Below are 5332 nucleotides of genomic sequence, written 5' to 3'. Positions count from 1 at the left end.
GAGGCCGACCGCCTGCGCCACGTCGTCGACCTGGTCCGCACCGAGGCCGCCGGCGTCCTCGGCCACGCCTCGCCGCAGGCCGTCGCCGCCGACCGGGACTTCCACGACCTCGGCGTGGACTCCCTCACGGCACTCGAACTGCGCAACCGCCTGACCACCGTCACCGGCCTGCGCCTGCCCGCGACCCTGGTCTTCGACCACCCGACCTCCGCCGTCCTCGGCGCACACCTGCTCGGCGTGCTCCTCGACGAGCAGGAAGCGGCGGACGGCGCCGCGCTGTTCGGCCAACTCGACCGCCTGGACGCGGCCCTGGCCGACGCGGACACCGACGAGGCGACCCGCAACGCGGTTTCCCTCCGGCTGCGCCGAATGCTGGAGAAATTGCGAAACCAGGACGCGCAGAATGCCGAGGACGCCATTGCGGAGCGGCTCGAAGCAGCGAGCGCGGACGAGGTCCTGGCCTTCATCGACAACGAGCTCGGCCGTCTGAGCGACCGCTGACCGACCCTGCCTCATCACAGGAAGGCACCATCCCCCATGTCGAACGACAGCAAGCTCGTTGACTACCTCAAGTGGGTCACGGCCGACCTGCACCAGACACGCCAACGACTGCTGGAGGCCGAGTCGGGCCGGCACGAGCCGATCGCCATCGTCGGCATGGCGTGCCGCCTGCCGGGCGGGGTGACCACCCCCGAGGAGCTCTGGCGGCTGGTCGCGGACGGGCAGGACGGCATCACCGGGTTCCCCGCCGACCGCGGCTGGGACATCGCGGCGCTGCTCGGCGAGGGCAGCGGCAGCAGCGCCGCGATCGAGGGCGGGTTCGTCGCGGCCGGCGAGTTCGACGCGGGTTTCTTCGGGATCTCGCCGCGCGAGGCCCTCGCGATGGACCCGCAGCAGCGCCTGCTGCTGGAGACGTCCTGGGAGGCCTTCGAGCGGGCGGGCATCGACCCAGCGGGCCTGCGCGGCACCCGCACCGGCGTGTTCGTCGGCACGGCGGGCGTCGACTACGTCGGCGTGGTGATGAACTCGGACGAGGACATGGAGGGCCACGCGACCACCGGCCTGACGGCGAGCGTGCTGTCCGGCCGGGTGTCGTACACCTTCGGTCTGGAGGGCCCGGCGGTCACCGTCGACACGGCGTGCTCCTCGTCGCTCGTGGCGATGCACCTCGCGTCGCAGGCGCTGCGGGCCGGCGAGTGCACGCTGGCCCTCGCGGGCGGCGTCACCGTGCTGTCGACGCCGATGAGCTTCTCCGGGTTCTCCCGGCAGGGCGGGCTGGCGCCGGACGGGCGGTGCAAGGCGTTCGCCGACGCGGCGGACGGGACGGGCTGGGCGGAGGGCGCGGGCGTCCTGGTGCTGGAGCGGCTCTCGGACGCCCGCCGCAACGGGCACCCGGTGCTCGCCGTCCTGCGCGGCTCGGCCGTCAACCAGGACGGCGCGTCGAACGGACTGACGGCGCCCAACGGCCCGTCCCAGCAGCGCGTCATCCGCCAGGCGCTGGCCGCCGCCGGGCTGTCGGCCGCCGAGGTCGACGCCGTCGAGGGTCACGGGACGGGCACGCCGCTCGGCGACCCGATCGAGGCCCAGGCACTCCTCGCCACCTACGGGCAGGACCGTGAACAGCCGCTCCTGCTCGGCTCGCTGAAGTCCAACATCGGCCACACCCAGGCCGCGGCCGGCGCGGCCGGCGTGATCAAGACGGTGATGGCGCTGCGGCACGGCGTGCTGCCGAAGACGCTGCACGTCGACGCGCCGTCCGCCGAGGTGGACTGGTCGGCGGGGGCCGTCGAGCTGCTCACCGAGGCCCGGTCCTGGCCGGAGGCGGACCGGCCGCACCGCGCGGGCGTGTCCGCGTTCGGGATCAGCGGCACGAACGCGCACGTGATCGTCGAGGAGGCCGTGGAGGAGGATGCCGCGGCCGATGACCCGTCGGTCGTGCCCGGCGTGGTGCCGTCGGTGGTCTCGGCGAAGTCGGAGGAGGCGCTCGACGCGCAGCTGGAGCGGCTCGCCGGAGTCGGCGGTTCCCCCGTGGACGTCGCCCTCGCGCTCGCGGGCCGCTCGCGGCTCGGGCACCGGGCGGTGCTGGTGGACGGGGTCGAGGTTGCGCGCGGGGTGGCGGGGGAGCGGTCGACGGCATTCCTGTTCTCGGGGCAGGGGTCGCAGCGGTTGGGGATGGGGCGGGAGTTGTATGCCCGGTTCCCGGTGTTCGCGTCGGCGTTCGATGCGGTGTGTGTCGCGATGGACGTGCCCTTGCGCGAGGTGGTGTGGGGTGACGACGCCGAGCTGCTGAATCGGACGGACTTCGCTCAGGCGGGGTTGTTCGCGGTCGGGGTGGCGCTGTTCCGGTTGCTCGAATCGTTGGGTGTGGAGCCGGAGTTCGTTGCGGGGCATTCGATCGGTGAGATCGCGGCTGCGCATGTGGCCGGGGTGTTCTCGCTGGAGGATGCCTGCACGCTGGTGAGTGCTCGTGGGCGTCTGATGCAGGCGCTGCCGTCCGGTGGCGTGATGCTGGCGGTGCAGGCTTCGGAGGACGAAGTCCTGCCGCTGCTGGGCGATTTCGTGTCGATCGCGGCGGTGAACGGTCCGACCTCCGTGGTCGTCTCGGGCTCTCTCGAAGCGGTCGCGGTGATCGAGGCACACTTCGCCGACCGCAAGACCACGCGGCTGAAGGTCTCGCACGCGTTCCACTCGCCACTGATGGATCCGATGCTGGAGGACTTCCGCGAGGTCCTCAACGGGCTGACGTACCAGGCCCCTTCGATCCCGCTGGTCTCCAATCTGACCGGCTCCCTGGGCGAGGACGTCACGACCCCCGACTACTGGGTGCGTCACGTCCGTGAGGCCGTCCGTTTCGCCGACGGCCTCGACGCCCTGCGCGCAGCCGGCGCCACGGCCTTCGTCGAGCTCGGTCCGGACGGTGTCCTCGCCGCCCTCGCCCAGCACGAGTCGGACGCCCCCGCCCTGCCGCTGCTGCGCCGTGACCGGCCCGAGGAGCAGACCCTCGTCACCGCCCTGGCCCGCCTGCACGTCACCGGCGTTTCCGTCGACTGGGCCCGGCTGTTCGAGGGCACCGGCGCCCGCCGCGTCGACCTGCCGACGTACGCCTTCCAGCACGAGCGCTACTGGCCGCGCCCGTCCCGCCGCATCGGCGACGTGACCGGCGCCGGCCTCTCGCCCGCCGAGCACCCGCTGCTGGGCGCGACCGTCGCGCTCGCGAACGCCGAGGGCACGCTGCTGACCGGCCGGCTGTCGCTGAAGGCGCAGCCCTGGCTGGGCGACCACCGGGTGGGCGGCGTGGCCGTGTTCCCGCCGACGGGGTTCCTGGAGCTGGCCGTCCGCGCCGGTGACCAGGTGGCCTGCGACCGGGTCGAGCGGCTGACGCTCGCCGAGCCGCTGGTGCTGCCCGAGGACGGCGCCGTCGTCGTCCAGATCCAGGTGGACGCCCCGGCGGCCTCCGGCGCCCGCCCGGTGCGGATCTTCTCCCGGCCGGATGCCGACTCCGACGCCGAGTGGACGGAGCACGCCTCGGGCGAGCTCGTCCGCGGCGAGCGCACCGCCGACTTCGACGCCTCGGTCTGGCCGCCGAAGGGCTCGGTCGTCGCCGACCTGACCGGGATCCGGGAGGAGGCGGACCTCGGTCCGGCCTTCGACGGGCTGCGGTCGGTCTGGCGGCGCGGCGAGGAGACCTTCGTCGAGGCGGCCCTGCCGGGCGACGCGGCCGACGAGGCCGCCGGGTTCGGCGTGCACCCGGCGCTGCTGGCGGCCGTGGTGCGGGCGGACGGCCAGGGGCTGGTGCCGGTCGCGTGGTCCGGGGTGTCGCTGCACGCCTCGGGCGCGTCCGTGGTGCGTGCGCGGATCGTGCGGACGGGCGAGGAGACGCTCGCGCTCGCCGTCGTGGACGCCGCCGGGGAGCCGGTGCTGTCGGCCGAGGCCGTGACGCTGGCCGAGCCGGCCGCCGTGGTGCAGGGAGCGGCCGCGGCGGGCTCGCTGCTGCGGCTGGAGTGGGTGCCCGCGCCGTCGCGTGCGGGTGAGCGCGTGACGGCGGTGACGCTGGGCGCGGACGTGCCGTCGTTCGCCGACCTGACCGACGACGTGCCGGGTGCCGTGGTGGTCCCGGTGGCGGGCGGTTCGACGCCCGAGCGGGTGCACGAGGTGACGGCATGGTCGCTGGGCCTGGTCCAGGAGTGGCTGGCGGAGCCGCGGTTCGCGGACACGCGCCTGGTGTTCGTCACCCGGGGTGCGGTCGACGAGGTGTCGGACCTCGCCGGTGCTGCCGTGTGGGGCCTGGTGCGGGCGGCCGAGTCGGAGAACCCGGGCCGGTTCGTGCTCGTGGATGCGGACGGCGAGCTCCCGCTGGACGCGGTGCTCGCCGTGGGTGAGCCGCAGGTGGTGGTCCGCGACGGCGTCGTCCGGGTGGGCCGGCTGGCCCGGGTGGCTCCTGGCGAACCCTCGACGGGCTGGGGCACGGGCACCGTGGTGATCACGGGTGGCACCGGCGGTCTGGGTCGTCTCGTCGCCCGGCATCTCGTCACCGAACACGGCGTGCGGGAACTGCTGTTGCTCAGCCGCCGTGGTGGCGCGTCCGAATTGGTGGAGGAGCTGGCGGGGCTGGGTGCCCGTGCGGAGGTCGTGGCCTGTGACGCGGCCGACCGCGAGGCGCTCGCGCAGGCTCTGGACGGCCGGACGATCACGGGTGTCGTGCACGCGGCCGGTGTGCTGGACGACGGCATCGTCACCGCGCTGACCCCCGAGCGCCTGTCGACCGTTCTCCGTCCCAAGGTCGATGCCGCCTGGAACCTGCACGAGCTGACCAAGGACCAGGACCTCAAGGCCTTCGTCCTGTTCTCCTCCATCTCGGGTGTGATGGGTACGGCCGGTCAGGGCAACTACGCCGCGGCCAACGTCTACCTGGACTCCCTCGCGCACTGGCGCCGCCACCAGGGCCTGCCCGCCCAGTCCCTGGGCTGGGGCGCCTGGATGCCCACCGCCGGTATGACCGGGACCCTCTCGGAAGCCGACCTGCACCGCCTCCACGCCTCCGGCGTCCCGCCCCTCACCGAGGAGGACGGTCTCGCGCTGCTCGACGCCGCGATGGCCGTCGACGAGCCGTACCTGGTCGCGACCGGCCGCATGGCCACCGGCGCCCGCCCGCGCGGCGAGGTGCCGACGATGTTCCGCGCCCTGCTGCCCGGCGGGCGCCGCACGGCCTCCGCGACCGGCACCGGCGCCGCCACCATGACGGCCCTCGCCGCCCGCCTCTACGAGCTGCGCGAGGCCGACCGCCTGCGCCACGTCGTCGACCTGGTCCGCACCGAGGCCGCCGGCGTCCTCG

2 protein-coding genes are annotated in these 5332 nt (G+C 74.2%); both read left to right on the top strand.

Annotated features, from left to right (window positions below; all coding sequences use genetic code 11):
- Positions 1-501, top strand: a 501-nt coding sequence (locus ACFVU9_RS45190; RefSeq protein ID WP_387603877.1) for an acyl carrier protein, incomplete at its 5' end; no start/stop codon positions are given.
- Between the two features lie 6 nt (positions 502-507).
- A partial coding sequence (locus ACFVU9_RS45185; protein WP_387603880.1) for an SDR family NAD(P)-dependent oxidoreductase occupies positions 508-5332 on the top strand: 4825 nt, incomplete at its 3' end.

The organism is Kitasatospora sp. NPDC057936 (assembly GCF_042887525.1).
GTDB lineage: Bacteria > Actinomycetota > Actinomycetes > Streptomycetales > Streptomycetaceae > Kitasatospora.
The sequence above is the reverse complement of the archived record's forward strand: the minus strand, read 5'-3'. Positions and strand labels throughout refer to the sequence as shown.